This window comes from Ruegeria arenilitoris, assembly GCF_013030265.1.
Taxonomy (GTDB): Bacteria; Pseudomonadota; Alphaproteobacteria; order Rhodobacterales; family Rhodobacteraceae; genus Ruegeria; species Ruegeria arenilitoris_E.
Genome location: NZ_WPZQ01000020.1, coordinates 1 through 4,482, shown reverse-complemented (window position 1 = coordinate 4,482; position 4,482 = coordinate 1). Strand labels below are relative to the sequence as shown.

Sequence of the window (4,482 nt, the reverse complement as noted above, 5' to 3'; positions counted from 1 at the left end):
CTATTACTCAGCGGCTTCTTCGTATTCTGACATGGGCGGGCATGTGCAGATTAGGTTTCTGTCGCCGTATGCGTTGTCGACGCGGTTGACGGGGGACCAGTATTTGTCGACGCCCATGGAGCCCGGAGGGAAGCAGGCCTGTTCGCGGGTGTAGGGGCGGTCCCAGTCGCCGACCAGATCGCGCACCGTGTGGGGGGCGTTTTTCAGCGGGTTGTTTTCCGCGTCGATCTTGCCGTCGATGATATCCTGCGCCTCGGAGCGGATTGAGAGCATGGCGTCGCAGAAGCGGTCCAGCTCGTCCTTGGGTTCCGATTCTGTGGGCTCCACCATCAGAGTGCCGGCCACCGGCCAGGACATGGTCGGGGCGTGGAAGCCGCTGTCGACCAGACGCTTGGCCACGTCGTCCACACTCACATTGCCCTCATCCGCCAGCGGACGGGTGTCGAGGATGCATTCATGCGCCACACGACCTGTCTCGGAGGTGTAGAGGATCGGATAAGCATCCTGCAGACGTGCCGCGATGTAGTTGGCGTTCAGGATCGCCACCTTGGTCGCCTGGGTCAGACCCGCACCGCCCATCAGCAGCACATAGGCCCATGAGACAGGAAGGATCGAGGGTGAACCGAAGGGCGCCGCCGAGACCGGACCCACGGCGGTGCCGTATTCCGGGTGGCCGGGCAGGTGTTCCTCCAGATGCGCCTTGACGCCGATTGGACCCATGCCGGGGCCGCCACCGCCATGCGGGATGCAGAAGGTTTTGTGCAGGTTCAGGTGGCTGACGTCGCCGCCAATGTCACCCGGACGCGAGAGACCAACCATGGCGTTCATGTTGGCGCCGTCGATATAGACCTGACCGCCATGATCATGGGTGATCTGGCAGACCTCCTGCACGGTGGTCTCGAACACGCCATGGGTGGACGGATAGGTGATCATGCAGGCGGCCAGATGATCCGAGTGCTTTTCCGCCTTGGCGCGGAAATCATTCAGATCAATGTTGCCATTCTCGTCCGCCTGCACCGGTACAACCTGCCAGCCCACCATCTGGGCCGAGGCCGGGTTGGTGCCATGTGCCGAGGTCGGGATCAGGCAGACATTGCGGTGCCCTTCGCCGCGGGCGAAGTGATAGTTGCGGATGGTCAGCAGGCCTGCGTATTCACCCTGCGCGCCCGAGTTGGGCTGCTGGCTGATCGCGTCATAACCGGTGATCTGGCACAGCTTGTCGTTCAGATCGGCAATCATCTCAAGATAGCCCTGCGCCTGATCTTCGGGGCAGAACGGGTGCAGATTGCCGAACTCGGGCCAGGTGACCGGGATCATCTCGATCGTGGCGTTCAGCTTCATGGTGCACGAGCCCAGAGGGATCATCGCCCGATCCAGCGCCAGGTCGCGGTCGGCCAGACGGCGCATATAGCGGGTCATCTCGGCCTCGGCCCGGTTCTTGTGGAAGATCGGGTGGGTCAGATAAGGCGTCTCGCGCAGCGCATAATCCGGCAGGCGGTACTGCTTGTTCGAGCTGTCATCCTTGCGGTCGATGCCGAAGGCACCCCAGACGGCCTCGATGGTCTCGGGCCGGGTCTGTTCATCCAGACTGATGCCGACCTTGGTCTCGCCAACCTTGCGCAGGTTGACGCCACGGGCCACGGCGGCCTCCATGACGACATTCTGCAGATGGCCGACCTCAACCGTGATGGTGTCGAAGAACACTTCCGGCTCGACCGAGAAGCCCGCCTCTTCCAGACCCGCGGCCAGGCGCGAGGTCTTGCGGTGCACCGATTGCGCGATGGCCTTGATGCCGTCGGGGCCGTGATACACAGCATACATCGAGGCGATCACCGCCAGCAGCGCCTGCGCGGTGCAGACGTTCGAGTTGGCTTTCTCGCGGCGGATGTGCTGCTCGCGGGTCTGCAGTGCCAGGCGGTAGGCCTTGTTGCCGCGGCTGTCGATGCTGACACCGATGATCCGGCCGGGCATCGCCCGCTTCAGCTTGTCGGTGGTCGCCATGTAAGCAGCGTGCGGGCCGCCATAGCCCATCGGCACGCCAAAGCGCTGGGTCGAGCCGATGGCGATATCCGCGCCCATCTCACCCGGTGACTTCAGCAGCGCCAGCGACAGGATGTCGGCGGCGACGATGGCGATGGCTTTGTGTTCGTGCAGGGCCGCGATTTCCGATGTGAAGTCGCGCACGTGACCATGGGTGCCCGGGTACTGGAAGATCGCGCCAAAGACGGCGCCCGCGTCCAGTTGGTCGGGATCGGCCACCTGCACGTCGATGCCCAGAGGCTCAGCCCGCGTTTTGATGACCGCGATGGTCTGCGGGTGGCAGTTCTTGTCCACGAAGAAGGCCGCGTTGTTGGCCTTGGACCGGCCGCCGCGCTTGGCCATCGCCATCGCTTCGGCCGCCGCAGTGGCTTCGTCCAGCAGCGAGGCGTTGGCCACGTCCAGCCCGGTCAGATCGCTGACCATGGTCTGGAAGTTCAAGAGCGCCTCAAGACGGCCCTGGCTAATCTCGGGCTGATAGGGCGTATAGGCGGTGTACCAGGCCGGGTTTTCCAGGATGTTGCGCAGGATCGGCGCCGGCGTGGTGGTGCCGTAATAGCCCTGACCGATCAGCGAGGTCAGAACCTTGTTCTTGCTCGCCACCTCTTTCATGTAGAACAGCGCATCGCGTTCGGTCATGGCCGGACCCCAGTCCAGCGGTTCCTTCTGCCGGATCGCGGGCGGGACGGTGGCGTCGATCAGCTGGTCCAGCGTCTTGAAGCCGATCACCTTGAGCATGTCGCGCATCTCGGTGGGCGACGGGCCGATGTGGCGGCGATTGGCAAAGTCATAGGCTTCGTAGTCGGTCAGTTTGAAGGCCATTGCAGCGCTCCTGTCGAATAGGTCAGGTCGGGCGGAGACTGCGACAGCCTCCGGTAGTAGGGAGAGGGCCGGACAAGGGCCGGCCCGAACATGCGGAGCCCCAAACCGGGGCTCCGGTACGGGCTTAGCCGATCAGGGCCTTGTAGCCGTCCAGATCCATCAGATCTTCCAGCTGCGATGCGTCGCTGATCTTGACCTTGTAGATCCAGGCCTCACCCTCGGGGTCTTCGTTCAGCGCGCCGGGATTGTCGGCCAGCGCCTCGTTCACCTCGACGATCTCGCCATCGACCGGGGCATACAGCTCGGACGCGGCCTTGACGGATTCGATCACGCCGATCTCACCGCCCTTTTCGAACTCGTCGCCAGCTTCCTGCTGCTCGACGAACACCACTTCACCCAGCTGCTCGGCGGCATGTTTGGTGATGCCCAGAGTGGCCGTGTCCCCTTCGACGGTCAGCCATTCATGCTCTTCGGAATAATAGGTTGCCATGTCTTCTCTCTCCTGACTTCAACGCTTGTAATTCTGTTTGACGAAGGGCAGCGCCACGATCTCGGCCGGTTGCGCCTTGCCCCGGATGATCAGGTTCACCTTCTCGCCCGGCTCGCCATGGCCCGCGGATACATAGCCCATTGCAACAGGGCCACCGACCGTGGGGCCAAAGCTGCCTGAGGTGATCTGACCGATGCTGTTGCCCTCAAGGCATTGCACTTCCACGCCCTGACGGGCAGGTGCACGACCTTCGGGCTTGATGCCCACCAGCTTGCGCGCGGCCCCTTCGGCCAGTTCCTTCTGAACGCGGGCCGCCCCCGGGAAACCGCCCTCTTCCTTGCGGCGCTTCTGGATCGCCCAGCCCAAGGATGCCTCAATTGGCGAGGTGCTCTGGTCAATGTCATTGCCATAAAGGCACAGACCCGCCTCCAGCCGCAGGCTGTCACGCGCGCCCAAGCCCGCCGGTTCGCAATCCTCATGCGCCAGGAAGGCCTTGCTGATCTCGATCGCCTTGTCCTCGGGGATCGAGATCTCGTAGCCATCCTCGCCGGTATAGCCCAGGCGCGAGATGCGGCATTCGACGCCGTTGATATCGGCCAGGGTGGTTTCCATGAACTTCAGATCGCGGGCCGCGGGGCACAGCTCACCCACCACGTTTTCCGCCGCAGGGCCCTGTACGGCCACCAGCGCGCGGTCGAAGATCTCGGTCACTTCGACGCCTTCAAGGTTGTCACGCATATGCGGAATATCCTGATGGCGCAGCGCCGCATTCACCACCACAAAGTAATGATCCCCCGCGTTCGACACGATCAGGTCATCCATGATCCCGCCTTCCGCGTTCGTAAAGAACCCGTACCGCGCCTTGCCTTCCTTCAGGGTCGCATAGGCCTGCGGGCACAAAGCTTCCAGCTTCTCACCCACATTCTCGCCCCGAAGGATCACCTGACCCATGTGAGACACATCAAACAACGCCGCCTTCTCACGACACTGCTTATGCTCCCCCATGATCCCCAAAGGATACTGAACAGGCATCTCCCAACCAGCAAAATCAACTATCTTACCACCCAACTCAACGTGCAAGTCATACAACGGCGTGCGGTTCAAACCAGGCATCTCATAAACCTCTCATTTAG

3 protein-coding genes are annotated in these 4,482 nt (G+C 62.5%); all 3 read right to left on the bottom strand.

Annotated elements, in window-relative coordinates:
- Window positions 1-3: 3 nt before the first annotated feature.
- Window positions 4-2,859: an aminomethyl-transferring glycine dehydrogenase gene (gene gcvP, locus GOX61_RS22280; RefSeq protein ID WP_170337267.1), complete on the bottom strand. Its 2,856-nt coding sequence runs from the start codon at window positions 2,857-2,859 to the stop codon at window positions 4-6.
- 124 nt (window positions 2,860-2,983) lie between these two features.
- Window positions 2,984-3,349, bottom strand: a complete 366-nt coding sequence (gene gcvH / locus GOX61_RS22275) for a glycine cleavage system protein GcvH (RefSeq protein WP_155134194.1) — start codon at window positions 3,347-3,349, stop codon at window positions 2,984-2,986.
- An 18-nt stretch (window positions 3,350-3,367) separates the two neighbouring features.
- Entirely contained in the window at window positions 3,368-4,462 is a 1,095-nt protein-coding gene (gcvT, locus tag GOX61_RS22270) for a glycine cleavage system aminomethyltransferase GcvT (RefSeq protein WP_155134191.1), read from the bottom strand.
- Window positions 4,463-4,482 lie beyond the last annotated feature (20 nt).

Excerpts from the sequence above, each read along its gene's own strand:
- gcvP (WP_170337267.1), bottom strand. The coding sequence starts at position 2,859 with ATGGCCTTCAAACTGACCGACTACGAAGCCTATGACTTTGCCAATCGC.
- gcvH (WP_155134194.1), bottom strand. The coding sequence starts at position 3,349 with ATGGCAACCTATTATTCCGAAGAGCATGAATGGCTGACCGTCGAAGGG.
- gcvT (WP_155134191.1), bottom strand. The coding sequence starts at position 4,462 with ATGCCTGGTTTGAACCGCACGCCGTTGTATGACTTGCACGTTGAGTTG.